The sequence below is a fragment of the Brucella sp. 22210 genome, from assembly GCF_052045675.1.
Lineage (GTDB): Bacteria > Pseudomonadota > Alphaproteobacteria > Rhizobiales > Rhizobiaceae > Brucella.
In genome coordinates this window covers 89561-104672 of sequence record NZ_JBQEPD010000014.1, presented here as the reverse complement: position 1 = coordinate 104672, position 15112 = coordinate 89561, and the positions used below count along the sequence as shown (strand labels likewise).

Here is a 15112-nt window from a genome sequence, read left to right as displayed (position 1 = left end):
TCGCCTTCGTCATCGACGCATTCGACCGCGAAATCATCGCCTGGACGGCGGTTGCCAATGCAGGCATTTCCGGCTCAGACGTGCGTGACATGATGTTGGAGGCGGTCGAGAAACGCTTCCATGCAACACGAGCCCCGCATGCTATCGAGCATCTCTCTGACAATGGCTCGGCTTATACCGCGCGGGACACGAGGCTGTTTGCTCAAGCACTCAATCTGACGCCCTGCTTCACGCCCGTGGCCAGCCCGCAGTCGAACGGAATGTCCGAGGCATTCGTTAAAACCCTGAAGCGGGATTACATCCGTATCTCGGCACTACCGGACGCCGAAACGGCGCTCCGTCTCATCGATGGATGGATTGAAGACTATAATGAAATTCATCCCCATTCCGCGCTCAAGATGGCTTCCCCTCGGCAGTTCATCAGGGCTAAATCAACCTAGCCGACGTGTCCGGCGAAACGGGGTGCACTCCACGCGCCGTTTATGCTCCGCGTATCGCCGACGAGGGTTGGAAGATAACCCAATGTAAATGGATTTCTCTTCTCCTTCGATTGCATAAATATACCGATCAACTTGACTTAATTTATCCTTCATATGAGCCTTACATTGCTCAAGAACATTATATCGAATGGCCGCAGTATACGCGGCAATATTGCGCGATCGAAATTCCCGAACGCTCTCGTATTGAAGGGCAACCCGAATAATTTTCTCAGCAGTCCACGACTCGTTCTGGGGAGTCATGTGCTGACAGAAAAAATCTAAACCCCTTTTGTGCCTTCGTGCGGCTGTATATGCTGCTGTCCCATGGTCGTGGAATTGTGCTCGCGTCTCATAATTAAGTGCTTCAGCCAAAATTTTATCTTCTGTCCATTTAGCCATTAAGCCACCCTCCCCAGCCAATCCTGGTTATCATTGGCCGCAACATACTTACCCGCTTCATTGCCCCACTATGACCAGCCCGGCCACGCTTGGCGTGCGAACAGCTCAAGGTACGGACCGTCCACAAGCCGCTCGATGCGCTCATAGTGCTCATCAGGCTTTCGGCTATGCTCACGACGGGGTGCCTTGATCAGCGAGCGCACACCTTTGCTAAGACGTCGCGGCTTTCCTCGCTTGAACAAGTGGCAGATTTCAACTTCCTGCCGGGTCCAATAACCCATTCCCATGCGCCCCTTGTCCCAGACAAAAGCCACGCTGACAGGACGGAATCCCCACGATGCAGCAACATCGAAAGCTTCACGCTGCAGATGTGAAACGGTCCACATGAACAGCAAACAATCGCTGGCGCATACCTGTTCGACAGGTAGCGCCTTGATATCGTCAAGCGACATCACGCTGTAAGGCTGGCAACCTCTAGCCGGCGCGACGTTCTTTTTGCTGTAGGTTCTAAATGCCCATGGCGGGTCCGCAAGGACGCAGCCGAAAGGCCCGCTCGGTAGCGGCTCATTCATCCTCATCTCCTGGTGTTTCGTGGTGGTAACCCGCCAGTTGGTGGCTGGCGGGGTGGTTGTTATAGGCTGGGTGCGCCACCGTGGCCGTTGGCGCAGCATATGCCGGACAGAGTCATGAACTGCGGCTCTCCGCATTCAGCGCAATTCTTCTGACCGCCGCATTGCTGCACAGCAGCAATCGGGCTGTAAATGTCGGGGAACCAGTCGTCATAGGTGGCGACGTCAATCATTGCGTCCGCCAGCGATTCAGTTTCTTGCCAATAGGCGTGGTAGTCAGGCTCGTCCTGTGGGCCTAGTGCGGCCATCCACGGTGCGTAGCTCACGCCGCCCTCACGGTAATTGTCTCACCGCCAACTCGCAGCACCGCACCCGGTACATCTTCGCCAGCATCAAGCGCCGCCTTTATCGCCGTTTTGTCGGGCTCGCGCTTCATCTTCACGACGTTGTCAGGAAGCAGGCTTTCGTCCACAATCTCAACCCCGGCGCGCCCTTTGCCGACCGACACAGTTGCTTCCGGTAAGCTCACCTTGTTCAAGTCAGCGGCTTTCAACAGACGCAGTAGCAGCGCACGCATTGCGTCCTTGCGTCTGCTGTATCGATCCTTTCGCGCGGCCAATTCCTTGGCACGCTCGCCAATAGCAAGCGCCATGCTGTTGGCATCGCGCTCGATTGCCAGTATCTTACCGAGCACGCGGTAGGCGTCAGTCTCGCCTTCGATTGTGTCGGCGCGCAGTTCGTCATCTTCTGCCAGTTCGGGGTATGCCGCAACCAAGTCGGCGAATTCCCGTTCCAGCACGGTAACATCATAGGCCAGATAGTTCTGCGCTTTCGCGTTGTCGGCTTTGTTCTGCATTGTTACTCCTCGTGTCGGTGGTTGGTATTGCTGCGATAAGCAGCGGTAGGTAAGTTAACACGCCTCGCGGCGTATCCCGTTAACGGGTTGTCAAAACGGAATATCGTCGTCCAATATTTCAGCCAGCCCAGCAGACACGCGGCCATAATTCTCCGCCGGCTCATTGTCGTTGCTCGCCTCCGGCACGTTATCATTGGCCGCGCCCGGCATGGCGTCGACCACTTCCCAGTATTTGCCGTTCGGCTTCACGACAATCTCTGCGGTTGCCAGCAATTCGTTCTGTCGCTCCATGAATTCCAGCACGGTTTTGGGGAACGGTGCCTGACCGCCGTGCTTTCGCCACCACCTGTCTGACTTAGACTTAAAGAAGCCGGTATGCGCAGGGCCGAGCCATTCATTGATGGGCGACATTCCAACCCAGTAAGACACCTTCACGCTGTCCTGCTTGCCGCCCTTGCCTTCGTGGTATGCAAAGGTGCGCCGTTCCACCTGACGTGTGCTGGCGTTGTCCTTCGACAACATCGGCACGTCTTCGGCCTGCGCAGATATCTTCGGCGTTTCATCAACCGGGAATTCATACCCGCAATCCGGGCAGGTGTGCAGCGAGGCATGTATCAGCGAGCCGCAGCCTACTAGACCACGATCGTCAGGATCTTGCGGACACTGCTTGACCGGCGCCTCCCCGTCGCCCTTCTTCATTCCGGGTGGTGTGACAGCATCGATCGGACCGTGCTTACGAACGACGCCCGCGAAATCCAGAAACAGGCAGTTTTCCTTGCCGGGATAAAGACGCAGGCCACGACCCGCCATCTGGACATAAAGGCCCGCTGATAAGGTGGGGCGACAAAATGCGACCAAGTCGATGATCGGCAGGTTCGTGCCGGTTGTCAGTACCGAGTTATTCGTCAATGCGCGGATCTTGCCAGCCTTGAAGTCAGCCAGAATCCGGTCGCGCTCACCGGTCGGAGTGTCGCCGGTCACTGTCTCACAGCTAAAGCCTCTACTGCGAATTTCATCCCGCATATGTCGGGCGTGTTCAACGCCGCTGCAAAAGCAAAGCCAAGCCTTACGCTCCGCACCTGACGCAGTGCCATATGTGACGATCTCGTCGACAACGGAGGCCGTGATATCGTCCTTGTCGATGGCCGCTTGCAGCGCGTTCTGCTTGTAATCGCCGCCCTGCTTACCGACGCCAGATAAGTCGAATGCGGTTGCCATACCCTTGGAAATAGGACGGCAGAGATAGCCTTCCTCGATCATTTCGCCGATCGGCTTTTCAAAGCAGACGTCGTCGAAAAGTGCGCCGTCACCTTCCGTCAAAAGCCCCTCGCCCAAGCGATAAGGTGTGGCCGTGAGACCTACCAGCTTCAGGTCAGGATTGATGGCACGCAGGCCCTCGATAAGCTTGCCATACTGCGTTTCCGAATTGCGTGGCATCAGGTGTGCTTCATCGACCAGAACGACATCGATATGGCCGATCTGCTCTGCCTTGTTTGCGATGGTCTGCACGCCGCCGAAAACGATCTGCGCCTTCGCATCCCGACGACCTACGCCGGCCGAAAAGATACCCGCGGGCGCAAACGGCCAGATGTTCAGCAACTCCTGATAGTTCGAGAGAATGAGCTCGCGAACATGTGTCACGACGAGCACGCGCATGTCAGGCCAGCCTTCGATTAGCTCCTTGCAGATCGTGCCCAGCACGAGGCTCTTGCCGCCGCCCGTCGGAAGCACGATAAGAGGCGAGCCAGGTTGTTCGCGCCAGTAGTCATAAAGGCCGTCAACTGAGGCGCGTTGATAATCGCGTAAGGTTAGCATGTCTTCTGAACCATGGTCCTTTGAAACTTGGGTCGCCATCACGTCTGCAATTGCAGCAGTTTCATCTGTGGCGTTTTCTGGTTGGTCCGCCTTCCAGTCAAAACGACAGGCTGACGCGGTTTTCGGCGATGTTCCTGCGTCTTTCGGGCTCTATCAGGAGCCAGCCAAAGAAATATCTTCGTTGTCAGACGCGACTTTTGAGATTGTGAATCACAATCGTCAGGCCCTGTTGCTGCACTCTCTTTCCATGGAATTTCCAGATGGGGTTGAGGTTATGCAGGCCCACGAAAGTACTGTCTCACTAATTCGAGACATCATTTCACAGCTTAGAAATAAACAGTCCGCGTACACTTTTGACATCCCGCACAGGATTCGTGGTTGCGGGGCCAACAGCGAACCACATCTGTTCACAATTCCGTTCAAGTGCAGATGGATCGACTACGAGAAGAAAAAATTTCCCTTCTCCTTGTATTTCAAGTGCGAGTACTCGTACGAAGGAAAGCCTGATAGGCATTTCGGATATCCTGGCGTAAGAATAATTCCACCTGACCATAGGCTAGACTGAGTCACCCCTCACCCCATCCACCCAAATCTCACCCGTCGCCAGTCGATAAGTAACAGTCTCCGCAACCTCATCGGCATCGATCTGCTCGCCATTTATCAGCCCCGGCAGATAGAGGTGAGCCGGGCAGCCGTCGCGTTGCTCGTCGATCGACAAAGGCTTGTTCCAGCGCGCGCATGACATGTGGCAGTCACCGCCATGTTCTGGCTGAACATGAAGACAGGTGCGGCAGTTCACGCGCGGCTGCACGCCTTCGTGGCAGACGCCACGGTGTTTGCAGAACATGCAGCCGAAGAACTCCGGGTCTTCACTGACACGGCTGGGCGGTTCGTCCGAAAACACGATGCGTTCGCAGCGTGCCAACAGCCGAAGGCAGAACTCGACGTCGTATTCAATCCGCTCGGCATAGAGTGTATCGGTGTTCTTGCACGACGCCAGATACAAGCAGCGCGTCAGACCGAAATCGTGCATTCCTAGCTGGCACTGGGCATAATGCAACGGCTTGGCTTTCTGGCAGCCGTGCTTCTGTAGTTCCTTGATGCCCTTCTCGTTGCTCGACTTAAATTCTAGTAGATGCTCAGTCTTCGGCGCTTCGGGCACGCCCATTGCCTTACCGTCGCACTTGCCCCGGACGAACCCCGAGACGAGCCTGATTTTGTCCTGTTGCCCGTAGACGTCGACGCCAATGCGTTCGAGGTCAGCGACCAAGCGATCTTCCTCGATATTACCCGTGGCGAACAGGCGAAGCTGGCGGCCCGAATGAACCTCGTGCGCCGACACCCAGCGGAAATTGAACCAAAGGGCTCTGTCACATTCTGTGCCAGCCTCGCCAACGCTGATACCCCACGAGTCCCAGGACTTAGCCTGGGCCTCGTAAGCTGCGTAGATGGCGCGGACCGTGCTGGATTCTGCTTTTGGGAGGGGGGCCATTACGCACCCCCGCCTTCCAGCAACAGAAATTCCTTCTGCGGATCAAACCATTCGTCTTTGATGATATTGCCTATATGGGTCACACCAGAATGGCTCGCGATTACCCGGCAGGCTTTACCCTTAAGATCTGACCACTTTTCTACGCCGACAACATCCATAACGCGTCGGATGAAAACGCCACCGTAATTGCCTGCGCCGGGATAATGCGGTGAAGTCGGATGCTGGCAAAGAACATATCCGCCAAAACCTTGACCAGCACCGCCGTAGTTCAGGTGAACCCATGCGCTCAGCACGCCATGATCGGCAGTGGAAAGGATGGCATCAGTAATGATTGCGTTCTTGGTTTCAGCCATCAGGAAATCACCTCCAACTCGCGCAACAGGCATTTGACGAACGGCATCAAGCTGGACGCCTCGTGGATTTCGACTTCGTATTCGCCATCTTCTGAAATCGCGATCTCGGTCACGGCTTCATGACGCAGCGCATATTCAATGGCGTTGAAGATCGTGGGTTCGGGGATTGTCACTGCCATCCCCTAAACCCTCAGAGGCATCAGCACGGCAGTCCATTCGCCCTCGCCTTTGACGACAGCAGGCGAGCCTGCATCGCTGAGGGCAAAGCGCACGCTCAGTTCGTCCAGAGCGCCAAGCATGTCGTTGACGTACCGGGCGTTAAAGCCGATTTCCAAAGGCTCGCCTTCGAACTCAATCGAAACTTCATCGCTGGCCTTGTCAGCCAGCATCAGCCGCAGCACATCGCCGACGGCGAACTTCACAGCGCGCGATTTGTCGTCTGCAACAGCGGCGACACGCTCGACCGCCTTGATGAGAGCTTGACGGTCAACGGTAAGCACGTTGCTATTGCCGGTAGGAATGACGCGCACATAGTCGGGAAACGTGCCGTCGATCAGCTTTGACGTGATAACCGTCGGGCCAGACCTGACACGCACCTTGTTCTGCGACAGTTCAACCGTAACCGCACCTTTCGGCAGTAGACCGACCAGCTTGCGCGGCAGGATCACGCCGTATTCCAACGTGCCTTCCGGGCCGGTGTTTCGCATTAGCCGGTGCCCGTCGGTTGCGACAGCAACCAAGCGGCCGTCAACGGTATGGAGATAAACGCCAGCTAGGTAATAACGGGTTTCTTCCGTCGAGATGCAGTGCACGCACGGCGCAACAAGCGCTGCCAGATCAAGCTCCAGCGTCGTGTCGAACTTCCCTGCGCTGAAGGACGGAAAGTCTTCGGCGGGCAAGACGTCGAGTTTATACCGGCTGCGACCCGACGCGACGGTAAGGCGGCCTTCATCTAAGGCAAGGGTAACGTCACCCATCGCGCGCTTTGCGATGTCCGCAAGCATCTTGCCGGGAACAGTCACGCTCCCCGGCTGGCAGTCGAGCACCGGGAGACTGGTCGTTATCTCCACATCCAGATCGGTGCCGGTCAGGCGCAACTGCCCGTCCTCGACCGCCAAGAGAACGTTGGCGAGAATAGGAATTGAATTGCGGCTTTCGATAGCCCGCGTAACGGTTGCCAAGGCGTGCGCGAGCTGTGAGCGGTCAATGCTGACTCTCATCAAAGTCTCCTCGTGTTTGGTGGTAGAAGGCGCGGTTGGTAGCCGCGCCTGTTTGGTTTAGGCAGCCAAAGGCCAGCCACCCTCGTCGAGTTCAGGCAGGACGAATTCGACGCCGTTGAGATTTGCGATATGCGCCAGCAGCGCTTCTGCAGTGCTCGGCATGTTGTCGTTCGCAGGCTGCACCCACGGCTCGCTTTCGGCGTCGTCGACGGTCAGGGCGTCAATTGCCGCCTCTATGGTGAAGGGTTTGTCTTCGTTGCCGAGAACAACCTTGTCGCCGTAGGCGCCGCCAATCTGGTCTTTCAGATCGTCCCATGTGTCGATTTTCACGCCACGAACTGCCAGTGCGATCTTCATCATATCGCCTTTGCCGATCGTGTAGCCGCGCTGCTGGTACTTCAGAACGCGTGTTGACGAAGCTAGCGGATATCGCGTTCCAGAGTTGAATTTCAGGAACCGCTGGCTGTTGTGCTTCAGGAAGTCCGGATGAAAAACAAAGCCGGAGTCGGGATGCTTTTCGCCAAGCGTGACACGTGAACCTCCCCTCCATTCGATTTTCTCCCCAGTATCCAAATCCACAGCACCCATGCAGACGGTGAAATCGAATGCCTTGAAGATATCTTCGGCAGCCGGAAAGAAGTCGAAATACATCAACTGGGCGATATTGTTGCTTTGGTCGGCAAACGTTACCGCCCGCTTGCTGGCCGCGACACACCATAGGCCTTCCTCATATGCGTCATAAACGGCACGCTCAAACGCCCGACGTGATTTGAAGTAAAGATCAACGTCATTGATCTTCGCCCCGGTGAAAACGCTCGTCACAGCGCCACCAGCTACAAAAGCGCCGTCAAAGCGTATTGGCAGCGCGGCATCGATCTGTCTGCGCTCCGCTTCATAAGCCATGCGTATCTCCTCGTGTTTGGTTCGGTACGGTGGTTGCTACCGGCGCCTTCGCGCCAGTAGCGGGTTGGTTAGCTCAACCCCAAGGTCGCTTCTTGCCTGCCGCAGCAGCAGCAGCCGGTGCAGGCTTGTTGCTGTTTGCCGCATCCGGTCGGTTGTCATTGGCCGGAAGGGCCTGCGCTACAGGCTGGTTGGTGTCGATTGAAGGCTGGGGGACGTTGCCTTCGTCGGGATAGTAATAGCGCTTTATCTCGGCGCGGGCTGGATACTGGCCATCCTTCGATGCCTTTCCGAGACCAATCTTTGCCGTGAACGTCTTGAAATGCAGTTCTTCGGAATCCTCGACTTCCGAAACACCAATTGCCCGGCAAAGGCTCGCGAACTGACGCTGGCCGATCTCTTGCGCCTGAGTGCTTTTGTTTTCGAGGTTGTAATTGTTGAAGAGCTTGCGCTTCGCGTACTCCTCCGGGCGGATAACGACCATTGTCGTCTTCAAGATGGTGCCCGTTCCGTCCTTCGTGGCGGCTACTTCGCTGGCCTCGATTTCCAGCTCATAGTCACCGTTCGGCAGCTCCGAGTAATCGGACTGTGTCGTGTCGTGTTTGGTCGCATCAAATGTTGAGCCAAGTCTGGCCATCTATAAAATCCTCGTGTGGGTGTGGTGCGGTTAGATATTCGTTACGGATGTTTAACTATTAACCATTTTCTTCTCATGGTAATTCGCTGCCGCGTAAGTAATCAGGGGAGGAGGATTACTTTGCGCCGCCGCTCCGCGCGCTCCGTCCGCAGCGGAGCGGCGTCTTTTACTTAATACAGCAACGTTGAGGTTTGAGCGCTTAAGCCTTCGCCCGATGAATGGCCGGGCGGAAGAACCCGCCGATGAAACCGAGCGAAGCGCCTATCTGCCACATCGCAAGGCCCGCCGCGTTGATGCCAACGGCGGCAAGGAAGGCGTGGATTGTTTCTGCGAAAAACAGGCCTACAACCCAGCCGACAAACGCGCCGCCGAGAACGCCGATGAGCGGTGCGAAAAAGAGGATGGCTGCGATTGCGACAAGGCCAGCTAGAGCTTTTTCCATTAGGCGGCGTCCTTGTTGACAGACAATGCCTTCGCCTTTGCAGCGGCTTCGCCCTTTGTTGGGAACAACAATGGGCTGTTACCCTCAATGACATGCGCCCATTTGCCATATTCAACGTTCACTTGAATGCCAAACAATGGCTCGAGCGTTGTGGTATCCACCCATTGATGAACACGGTGCTTACGGCCTTGCATTGCTGCACTGAACTGCACCGCCATCACGCCGCCTCCATCTGATCATTGTCGTTGGCAACCGGCCAGAACTTGGCAATATCGGTGAAACCCTGCCCTTTGCGGTAAACAACGCTGTCCGGCATCGAATAGCGGTTTTTGGCGTTGAAACCTGCCGCCTCGTTGAAGTGCACCTGGCGCTCTTTGCCGCCCTCGGCGTGGCTAACCTTCGTCTGGCGCGCCACTTCTTTTTCCTTGATGGAGATGCGGTAGTTCATGAAAGCGACGATGTCGGACTTCTCGCGAACCAGTGCATTCGATCGTTTATGCAACTTAGGCTGGTATCGACTATATGGATCTGTAGTCGGACTGTCGAAGCGCACGATTTCAGGGTGGGCCAGCATGACTACATACATGCCTGCACGGGACAGCGCCGACACGGCGGCCATAAGCTCGTTCCATTCGGTATCGGCTTCCACGTAGCCCTTTCCGAACCCAGCATCCTCGATGCCATTGATGCCGAGGCGGGCAGCAGTCGCACGCCAGACAAGCGGTTCCAGCCCATCGAGGCTGTCGATAATCACGGTGCGCCGATCATGTTCTTCGGTCAGCAGTTCGCCGATGACGTTCAGCAGATCGTCGAAGGATTCAATCGTGCCGGGCGTTGCCATTTCGATATCAGACGGCGGGCGCTCGCCTTCGGTTGCCAGATAGATCGGGTCCGGGAATTCTGCCGCGAGCGACGTTTTGCCGATGCCGTCGACGCCGTAGAGAAGGATCACAGGCGGATCGTTTCTCTTGGTCGACTTTAGGCTTGAAAGAGATAGAGCCATAGGTTTCCTCGTGTTCAGTAGGTGTGGTGGGTAACGGCGATTGCGGCGATGACAGCCGCAAGTATGAGCCAGCCTACAAGCCATGCCGGTGGGCTTGTAAGCAGCCACGCGCGTGGGGCGGTCACGCCGCACCCCACAGATAAAGCAGCCCATAGAACGGCAGCAGCAGGTTCCAAAACAGGAAGGCTGCGATTGTCATGGCGATTGCCAGCGCGAACGCTGCAAGCGCCAAGGACTGCCCTACGCGTCCGACACCGGGCTTTCGCCCGGGATCGATGTGCGGCATGTCAGCCGTGGCTTTTGTGGTGAAGGAAATCATGCCAGCACCCATGCGTAAAAGCCGACGGTCAGAGCGAGCGCAGCTACAACTGCCAAGCCCCACACAAAGCGGTCACCAAGGCCGAGCGTGGTTTCCGGCTCATAGAAGGTGTCACCGTCCGCATAATCTTTAGGCGCATAGTTGCGGGTGTGGCTGTACGTGGTGGAGGTCATGCGGCCCTCCGCGAATACTGCTCGTCGTGTTCCGCCCAGTGTTCAATAGCCCGCTTGGTTGCAGCCAAACCAAGGCCGGTTACGCGCCGCAGTTCTTTGATTGCCGCAACTTTCTGCCCGTTGGCCGCTAGGTTCTGCCATTCATGTTCATAAAGAGGGATCGGTTCGCTCACGGCTTCGGACAGCACGAACACGCCGAAATCCTGCCCTTTGTGCCTTGACGCGAGGCGCTTGGCTTCCTTGATCGCCGCATACTGGGATGGGTGAACACGTGGCTGCTCTGACGGCTTCGGCTGGCCGTCTTTGATCAGGGCAACGATTGCGGGTTTGGACGGCGCTGCGTTGTCGTTGCTCGTTGGCTCATCGAGCCATTCGGCGATGAGGTCTTTGTCACTATCTGGATGCCCCGGATAGAGAAACTTCCCGTCAGTAGACCAGCAATCAGACTCGTTTGATTTGTCGACAAATGGAAACAAAACACTCATGAGCGTGTTGTTGCTGCCGATTGGCCCAACCTTGCGCCCATCGCGGGTACGATAGAACTTGCCGGTTTCGATGGTGAGGGGAGCTGGTTCTAGGTTAGAGAGTTGGACATGCCAGTTGCGTCCTGTTTCTCCCCATCCGTCGAAGGGCGCATCAAATAATACTCGGGCATAACTCTTTTCTAGCTTCTCAATAAGGCCGATCGAACCACTGTGACGATACTCATCTTCACCGGCAGTTAAACGCACCCGATCACCGACCTTGAAGTCAGGCTTGCCGGTTGCGTCTGCAACGGGCAGGAGTTCGAATTCGTCAGTTGTCAGATAAAATCTGTCACCAACATCATCGGTCACCCATATATCGCCATCAAAATCGATGTTCTTGACTTCGTAGGTCGCTCCCTCACGCACATCCAGTTGCGTAACCAAGCTCTTGACCTTGTCGCCAACCTTCACTGTTTGCTTGTCAGCCATCACGCTACTCCCCTCGTCTTGGTGTTTTTCGTAAGCTTCACTTTCTTGGTGAAATCGACCGGGATGATGTTGTCCTCTTCAGGCTTGTCAGCATCGACACCGCCGCCGTCCTCTTCAAAATCCGGCTCGACTTCGAAGCGCGAGACCTCAAGCTGCACAAGGCCCGTACCGGGAATCATGAAACGCACCGTCAGCCAGCGAAAGCTGTCGCGCTCCTCGATAATGATACCCTTCCACTTCCAAAGCTTGTGGACGACGATCTCGCCCGGAAGATCCCAGCATTCACCGCAATCGCACGTCATGCGGTACCTCTTTTCGGTGCGCGGTGGTAAGTGACCGGCGCGTTGGAAACGTAGCGGCCGTCCTTCAATAATGCGTACTGCCGTGCTTCTGCTTTTTGCGCAGCTGTCCGATAAGGCTTGCGGTTTGTCATGTCCCGCTCGCCAGTTCGTGTGTATTTCGTTTTCAAGTAATGGCCTCCTCGTAGGGAGGTTAGTCGTCGGCCCCGTCTCTCTGCGGTCGGCCTGCCTTTCAGCAATTGCGCTGCCTCGTAAGGCTAGTGGACTGTGCCCGTAAATGGACCGTCCAGAATGGTTATGCGGGGCAACGAGACATAAATGTCCATGCACCCTCCCGAATAACCGCCGTTAAAAGTTGTGCGCCGCACAACAGTCTTCTCTGTTGGGCTTGGTGGCGGTAGCGTGGGCGACCTCTCCGAAAGCAGCGACCAAGCGTGGCCTCTGGTAATGCCCATCAGTTCCGCGATCTTCCCAAATGAAGCGCCTTGTTTACGGTGCGCGGCGGCAGTTGCCTGCAGTTCGTGTCTTGATGAATGCTGCATGTCTCCTCGTGTCGGTTGGTGATGGTTGACAAGCGCCGCATCTATCGGCATCTGTCTCGTCGGCCGGGGTGGTACCTGGCAAGGAAACCCCGGCGTAGAAGTGGCTTCGGCCCTCCTCGTGTTAACCGGGATGTACGGGAGCGGCGGGGTAACGGGTGGTGCCGACCCACAACGCCGCTCTTTTTAGATTTCGGCGTTGGAACCAAATTCGCCGCCAAGTAGTTTTCTTCTTGATAAACAAGGAGATCATTATGCTTACAGCCGGTGTGATGTGGCTTTTTGGCGTTCCGCTCGTCGTCGTAATTCTTGTCTACTTCTTATTCCTCAGAAGGCGTTAACGCCTTCGTCTGGGAACGCCGAAAGCGCCAGCCGCGTTTCAGCGGCCAGCGTCCCTGATAATGTCTATGGCGGCACTTCAACGAGAGCCGGTACGCTTCTGTCGGCAACTTTCGTCATTCGCTCTCTCCTCTATTTCGATTGCGCCTGAGCGCGGCTTCTATCTGTTGAGTGCCGATATCCTTGGGAGGATGTTTTCTGGCATCATGAGGTAGGCCCTCCTTCGAACTGTCCGGCGTCTTCTGCGTCGGTTGATGAGAACGGTTATATACGCGATTCGTATTTTCGTCAATCACTACAATACGTTTTTCGTATTTTTTGTTATAAAAACAAAAAAGGGCCGCTATAGCGACCCCTTACTACTATCCGATTAGCGTATTAAAGTTGGCGCCAGAATTCCCGCGAAATGCGTATCACCAGCTTGCGAGCCCAAACAATCCGAACGTCCTCTATGTCGGGAGCATTCGTACTAGATAGCGTGAATAACCCAGGCTCGGATCCGCGGCGGATCGTTTTGATTAGCATCCTGTCGTCCTCAAGACGAACCATGCAAGTCTGGCCAAGCGCATCGTCTGCAGTCAACTCCTTACCCGAATAGGCAACTAGGTCGCCATCTTCGAATATCGGATACATGCTGTCGCCACGCACGATAGCACCGACTGTCCCCTGCGGCAGCGCCGCCGCTACAGAAACCTCATAAAGCGGATCGCCATCATCGATTGGATATACAGCCGCACCTGCCCCAACATAGCCAAGCACTGGAATCACAGACTTGCGATCCGGCAAAGGCAACCCGCTCAATCGGCTCATGACGACCATTTCATGAGCTTTAAGCTGACGCTTGCCTTTGAGTATTTCGCTAATAGTAGGCTGACGACCGAGACCGAGCTCTTTCGCTACTTGCTCCTGGGTGAGCCCGCTGGCCTCTAAGGCCTCCGCAAACCACTTGATTACTTCGCTATCCATAAATGCGTTATCGCATAATCGTATATTTATGTCATATACGCTTTTCGTATTTCTAGCTTGACCCATCAATACGTTTATCGTATATATCTCCTCATCAGCAGCACGAAGACAGCCTCACCAGCTTGATCTGCTGACCAACCAAAACACGAGGAGAAACCCACATGACCGCAACAGCACCTAGAAGAAGAAGCTCGAAGCCTCGCCTGAATGAAAACATCGGCGGCGGATTCTTTGTATTCCGCCGCGGCAAGAAGACTGGCCGCGTTGGCGTCTTCACCACCATGCCATACGAACACGGCTCGTTTGAGCAGGCCTTGGCCGAGGCGACGCGTCTCGCTGCCCTGTGCCCCGGCGAGACCTTCGAAGTTTTCCAGACGAGCGGCGCAGTGGCCTGCTGTGCTCCGGTATATCTGGCGGAGGTCGCGTAAAATGGAGCGCGACCCCAACACTGAACTGGAGGATGCGCCGCTGTCGCGCGGACAAAAGAACATCGTCGACGCGCTGGCAGCGATCTATCCTCGCCGCATCTACATCAACGACCTCGTCGATAACGTCTACGCCTTCGATCCGAATGGCGGACCAGACAATGCGCGGCAAGTTTTGCGAACGCAAATTTGCCATCTCCGCAAGCGCCTGCCTTCCTTTGGCTGGATGATTCCGCAGACAAACGGCCAGCAAGGTCAACGGGGGTTCTACCGTCTCATGCCAGTTGCCGAGAACGACAACGTTCCAGCGGTGGACCGGAGGGCAGCAGCATGAACCGCGCGCTTTTGGAACTGCTTGCCGATGACGAGTTCGAAACGGAAACCGACGCACCGAAGGCCGGCAGTGTCGAGCCTATGCGCCGTCCTGATTATCGCGCCAAGAAGCACGCCCGGCCTCAGCCGTGGATAAGGTATGCAGCCAGAGAAGCTGTGGAGCTGGCTGACGTGCTGGGGTTCGTTGTAGCCGTGTGCGGCGTTGGGTTGGGGTTATCCGTATGAGGCGCGAAAGATAGCGACGGGGCGCTTAAGCCCCGAACCTCCCAGAATGACTGCCCTTGCGCATCTGGCGCCACGGCTTTTTGCACCCACCAACCACGAGGAGAATGACATGCACAGACATGTATCGACGACGTATACTGTTGTGGCGCCCACCCTGACCGCAGCTGAATTTCAGCAACAAGGCACGACCGCCGCGCAGGTCCTGTCGATTTCAAAGGCCGTGCGCGCTCTTGGCTACCACACTGAAGCCGAGACGCTACGCGACACTGCTTTCGAACTGGCGCGCCATACCGGCGCTCGGTTCCGCTATGGCGCGCCGCGCCAGCGTCGCAGCCCGGCCAACGACAATCGCCGTCGGCCACATAGGTACTAA

24 protein-coding genes are annotated in these 15112 nt (G+C 56.1%); 6 read left to right on the top strand and 18 right to left on the bottom strand.

Going from position 1 to position 15112, the window contains the following annotated elements:
- Nucleotides 1-440, top strand: a 440-nt coding sequence (locus ACTJKP_RS17475; RefSeq protein ID WP_440631580.1) for an integrase core domain-containing protein, incomplete at its 5' end; no start/stop codon positions are given.
- A 506-nt stretch (nt 441-946) separates the two neighbouring features.
- Here the strand turns inward: ACTJKP_RS17475 and ACTJKP_RS17470 are convergent.
- The 4 genes from ACTJKP_RS17470 to ACTJKP_RS17455 form a co-directional block, all read right to left on the bottom strand.
- Complete coding sequence (locus ACTJKP_RS17470) at nt 947-1450, bottom strand: MT-A70 family methyltransferase (protein ID WP_440631579.1); 504 nt, start codon at nt 1448-1450, stop codon at nt 947-949.
- Between the two features lie 59 nt (nt 1451-1509).
- On the bottom strand, nt 1510-1773 hold the full coding sequence (locus tag ACTJKP_RS17465; protein WP_440631578.1) for a hypothetical protein: 264 nt from the start codon (nt 1771-1773) through the stop codon (nt 1510-1512).
- Nucleotides 1770-2303 (bottom strand): siphovirus Gp157 family protein, encoded by a 534-nt coding sequence (locus tag ACTJKP_RS17460; protein WP_440631577.1) that lies wholly within the window; start codon nt 2301-2303, stop codon nt 1770-1772. The genes ACTJKP_RS17465 and ACTJKP_RS17460 overlap by 4 nt, the downstream gene beginning before the upstream one ends.
- A 90-nt stretch (nt 2304-2393) precedes the next feature.
- On the bottom strand, nt 2394-4118 hold the full coding sequence (locus ACTJKP_RS17455) for a DEAD/DEAH box helicase (RefSeq protein WP_440631576.1): 1725 nt from the start codon (nt 4116-4118) through the stop codon (nt 2394-2396).
- On the opposite strand from ACTJKP_RS17455, the gene ACTJKP_RS17450 reads away from it, so the two are divergent.
- On the top strand, nt 4117-4683 hold the full coding sequence (locus tag ACTJKP_RS17450; RefSeq protein ID WP_440631575.1) for a hypothetical protein: 567 nt from the start codon (nt 4117-4119) through the stop codon (nt 4681-4683). The genes ACTJKP_RS17455 and ACTJKP_RS17450 overlap by 2 nt on opposite strands.
- Here ACTJKP_RS17450 and ACTJKP_RS17445 read toward each other — a convergent pair.
- The 14 genes from ACTJKP_RS17445 to ACTJKP_RS17380 all read right to left on the bottom strand — a co-directional run bounded on the left by ACTJKP_RS17445 (nt 4675) and on the right by ACTJKP_RS17380 (nt 13756).
- Complete coding sequence (locus ACTJKP_RS17445) at nt 4675-5610, bottom strand: oxidoreductase (RefSeq protein ID WP_440631574.1); 936 nt, start codon at nt 5608-5610, stop codon at nt 4675-4677. The two genes, ACTJKP_RS17450 and ACTJKP_RS17445, sit on opposite strands and share 9 nt — an antisense overlap.
- Nucleotides 5610-5963 carry a hypothetical protein gene (locus ACTJKP_RS17440; RefSeq protein ID WP_440631573.1) on the bottom strand — a complete coding sequence of 118 codons (354 nt, stop codon included), beginning with the start codon at nt 5961-5963 and terminating at the stop codon, nt 5610-5612. Before ACTJKP_RS17440 ends, ACTJKP_RS17445 begins: the two co-directional genes overlap by 1 nt.
- The gene (locus tag ACTJKP_RS17435; RefSeq protein ID WP_440631572.1) at nt 5963-6142 is read right to left on the bottom strand and encodes a hypothetical protein; all 180 of its coding nucleotides are present in this window, start codon (nt 6140-6142) and stop codon (nt 5963-5965) included. Before ACTJKP_RS17435 ends, ACTJKP_RS17440 begins: the two co-directional genes overlap by 1 nt.
- Nucleotides 6143-6145: 3 nt before the next feature.
- Nucleotides 6146-7183, bottom strand: a complete 1038-nt coding sequence (gene dnaN, locus ACTJKP_RS17430; RefSeq protein WP_440631571.1) for a DNA polymerase III subunit beta — start codon at nt 7181-7183, stop codon at nt 6146-6148.
- Between the two features lie 57 nt (nt 7184-7240).
- Nucleotides 7241-8086, bottom strand: coding sequence for a hypothetical protein (locus ACTJKP_RS17425; protein ID WP_440631570.1), 846 nt, complete (start codon nt 8084-8086; stop codon nt 7241-7243).
- A 73-nt stretch (nt 8087-8159) separates the two neighbouring features.
- Nucleotides 8160-8720: a DUF669 domain-containing protein gene (locus ACTJKP_RS17420; protein WP_440631569.1), complete on the bottom strand. Its 561-nt coding sequence runs from the start codon at nt 8718-8720 to the stop codon at nt 8160-8162.
- 199 nt (nt 8721-8919) lie between these two features.
- Nucleotides 8920-9162, bottom strand: coding sequence for a hypothetical protein (locus ACTJKP_RS17415; RefSeq protein WP_021587370.1), 243 nt, complete (start codon nt 9160-9162; stop codon nt 8920-8922).
- Nucleotides 9162-9380 (bottom strand): hypothetical protein, encoded by a 219-nt coding sequence (locus ACTJKP_RS17410; protein WP_440631568.1) that lies wholly within the window; start codon nt 9378-9380, stop codon nt 9162-9164. Before ACTJKP_RS17410 ends, ACTJKP_RS17415 begins: the two co-directional genes overlap by 1 nt.
- Nucleotides 9380-10165: an ATP-binding protein gene (locus ACTJKP_RS17405; protein WP_440631567.1), complete on the bottom strand. Its 786-nt coding sequence runs from the start codon at nt 10163-10165 to the stop codon at nt 9380-9382. The genes ACTJKP_RS17410 and ACTJKP_RS17405 overlap by 1 nt, the downstream gene beginning before the upstream one ends.
- Nucleotides 10166-10286: 121 nt before the next feature.
- A complete protein-coding gene (locus ACTJKP_RS17400; RefSeq protein WP_440631566.1) occupies nt 10287-10496 on the bottom strand; it encodes a hypothetical protein in 210 nt (69 codons plus the stop codon).
- Nucleotides 10481-10657 (bottom strand): hypothetical protein, encoded by a 177-nt coding sequence (locus ACTJKP_RS17395; protein ID WP_440631565.1) that lies wholly within the window; start codon nt 10655-10657, stop codon nt 10481-10483. Before ACTJKP_RS17395 ends, ACTJKP_RS17400 begins: the two co-directional genes overlap by 16 nt.
- Nucleotides 10654-11613, bottom strand: coding sequence for a hypothetical protein (locus tag ACTJKP_RS17390; protein ID WP_440631564.1), 960 nt, complete (start codon nt 11611-11613; stop codon nt 10654-10656). The genes ACTJKP_RS17395 and ACTJKP_RS17390 overlap by 4 nt, the downstream gene beginning before the upstream one ends.
- Entirely contained in the window at nt 11613-11915 is a 303-nt protein-coding gene (locus tag ACTJKP_RS17385; RefSeq protein WP_440631563.1) for a hypothetical protein, read from the bottom strand. Before ACTJKP_RS17385 ends, ACTJKP_RS17390 begins: the two co-directional genes overlap by 1 nt.
- Nucleotides 11916-13168: 1253 nt before the next feature.
- Nucleotides 13169-13756 (bottom strand): S24 family peptidase, encoded by a 588-nt coding sequence (locus ACTJKP_RS17380; RefSeq protein ID WP_440631562.1) that lies wholly within the window; start codon nt 13754-13756, stop codon nt 13169-13171.
- A gap of 161 nt (nt 13757-13917) precedes the next feature.
- On the opposite strand from ACTJKP_RS17380, the gene ACTJKP_RS17375 reads away from it, so the two are divergent.
- The 4 genes from ACTJKP_RS17375 (at nt 13918) to ACTJKP_RS17360 (ending at nt 15112) form a co-directional block, all read left to right on the top strand.
- Nucleotides 13918-14184 carry a hypothetical protein gene (locus tag ACTJKP_RS17375; RefSeq protein WP_440631561.1) on the top strand — a complete coding sequence of 89 codons (267 nt, stop codon included), beginning with the start codon at nt 13918-13920 and terminating at the stop codon, nt 14182-14184.
- Nucleotide 14185: 1 nt separating this feature from the next.
- Nucleotides 14186-14515: a hypothetical protein gene (locus ACTJKP_RS17370; protein WP_440631560.1), complete on the top strand. Its 330-nt coding sequence runs from the start codon at nt 14186-14188 to the stop codon at nt 14513-14515.
- The gene (locus ACTJKP_RS17365) at nt 14512-14739 is read left to right on the top strand and encodes a hypothetical protein (RefSeq protein WP_440631559.1); all 228 of its coding nucleotides are present in this window, start codon (nt 14512-14514) and stop codon (nt 14737-14739) included. Before ACTJKP_RS17370 ends, ACTJKP_RS17365 begins: the two co-directional genes overlap by 4 nt.
- 109 nt (nt 14740-14848) lie before the next feature.
- Nucleotides 14849-15112, top strand: coding sequence for a hypothetical protein (locus tag ACTJKP_RS17360; protein WP_440631558.1), 264 nt, complete (start codon nt 14849-14851; stop codon nt 15110-15112).

Coding starts and splice junctions, on each gene's coding strand:
- ACTJKP_RS17470 (WP_440631579.1), bottom strand. CDS start 1,450: ATGAATGAGCCGCTACCGAGCGGGCCTTTCGGCTGCGTCCTTGCGGAC.
- ACTJKP_RS17460 (WP_440631577.1), bottom strand. CDS start 2,303: ATGCAGAACAAAGCCGACAACGCGAAAGCGCAGAACTATCTGGCCTAT.
- ACTJKP_RS17450 (WP_440631575.1), top strand. CDS start 4,117: ATGTCTTCTGAACCATGGTCCTTTGAAACTTGGGTCGCCATCACGTCT.
- ACTJKP_RS17455 (WP_440631576.1), bottom strand. CDS start 4,118: ATGCTAACCTTACGCGATTATCAACGCGCCTCAGTTGACGGCCTTTAT.
- ACTJKP_RS17445 (WP_440631574.1), bottom strand. CDS start 5,610: ATGGCCCCCCTCCCAAAAGCAGAATCCAGCACGGTCCGCGCCATCTAC.
- ACTJKP_RS17440 (WP_440631573.1), bottom strand. CDS start 5,963: ATGGCTGAAACCAAGAACGCAATCATTACTGATGCCATCCTTTCCACT.
- ACTJKP_RS17435 (WP_440631572.1), bottom strand. CDS start 6,142: ATGGCAGTGACAATCCCCGAACCCACGATCTTCAACGCCATTGAATAT.
- dnaN (WP_440631571.1), bottom strand. CDS start 7,183: ATGAGAGTCAGCATTGACCGCTCACAGCTCGCGCACGCCTTGGCAACC.
- ACTJKP_RS17425 (WP_440631570.1), bottom strand. CDS start 8,086: ATGGCTTATGAAGCGGAGCGCAGACAGATCGATGCCGCGCTGCCAATA.
- ACTJKP_RS17420 (WP_440631569.1), bottom strand. CDS start 8,720: ATGGCCAGACTTGGCTCAACATTTGATGCGACCAAACACGACACGACA.
- ACTJKP_RS17415 (WP_021587370.1), bottom strand. CDS start 9,162: ATGGAAAAAGCTCTAGCTGGCCTTGTCGCAATCGCAGCCATCCTCTTT.
- ACTJKP_RS17410 (WP_440631568.1), bottom strand. CDS start 9,380: ATGGCGGTGCAGTTCAGTGCAGCAATGCAAGGCCGTAAGCACCGTGTT.
- ACTJKP_RS17405 (WP_440631567.1), bottom strand. CDS start 10,165: ATGGCTCTATCTCTTTCAAGCCTAAAGTCGACCAAGAGAAACGATCCG.
- ACTJKP_RS17400 (WP_440631566.1), bottom strand. CDS start 10,496: ATGGGTGCTGGCATGATTTCCTTCACCACAAAAGCCACGGCTGACATG.
- ACTJKP_RS17395 (WP_440631565.1), bottom strand. CDS start 10,657: ATGACCTCCACCACGTACAGCCACACCCGCAACTATGCGCCTAAAGAT.
- ACTJKP_RS17390 (WP_440631564.1), bottom strand. CDS start 11,613: ATGGCTGACAAGCAAACAGTGAAGGTTGGCGACAAGGTCAAGAGCTTG.
- ACTJKP_RS17385 (WP_440631563.1), bottom strand. CDS start 11,915: ATGACGTGCGATTGCGGTGAATGCTGGGATCTTCCGGGCGAGATCGTC.
- ACTJKP_RS17380 (WP_440631562.1), bottom strand. CDS start 13,756: ATGGATAGCGAAGTAATCAAGTGGTTTGCGGAGGCCTTAGAGGCCAGC.
- ACTJKP_RS17375 (WP_440631561.1), top strand. CDS start 13,918: ATGACCGCAACAGCACCTAGAAGAAGAAGCTCGAAGCCTCGCCTGAAT.
- ACTJKP_RS17370 (WP_440631560.1), top strand. CDS start 14,186: ATGGAGCGCGACCCCAACACTGAACTGGAGGATGCGCCGCTGTCGCGC.
- ACTJKP_RS17365 (WP_440631559.1), top strand. CDS start 14,512: ATGAACCGCGCGCTTTTGGAACTGCTTGCCGATGACGAGTTCGAAACG.
- ACTJKP_RS17360 (WP_440631558.1), top strand. CDS start 14,849: ATGCACAGACATGTATCGACGACGTATACTGTTGTGGCGCCCACCCTG.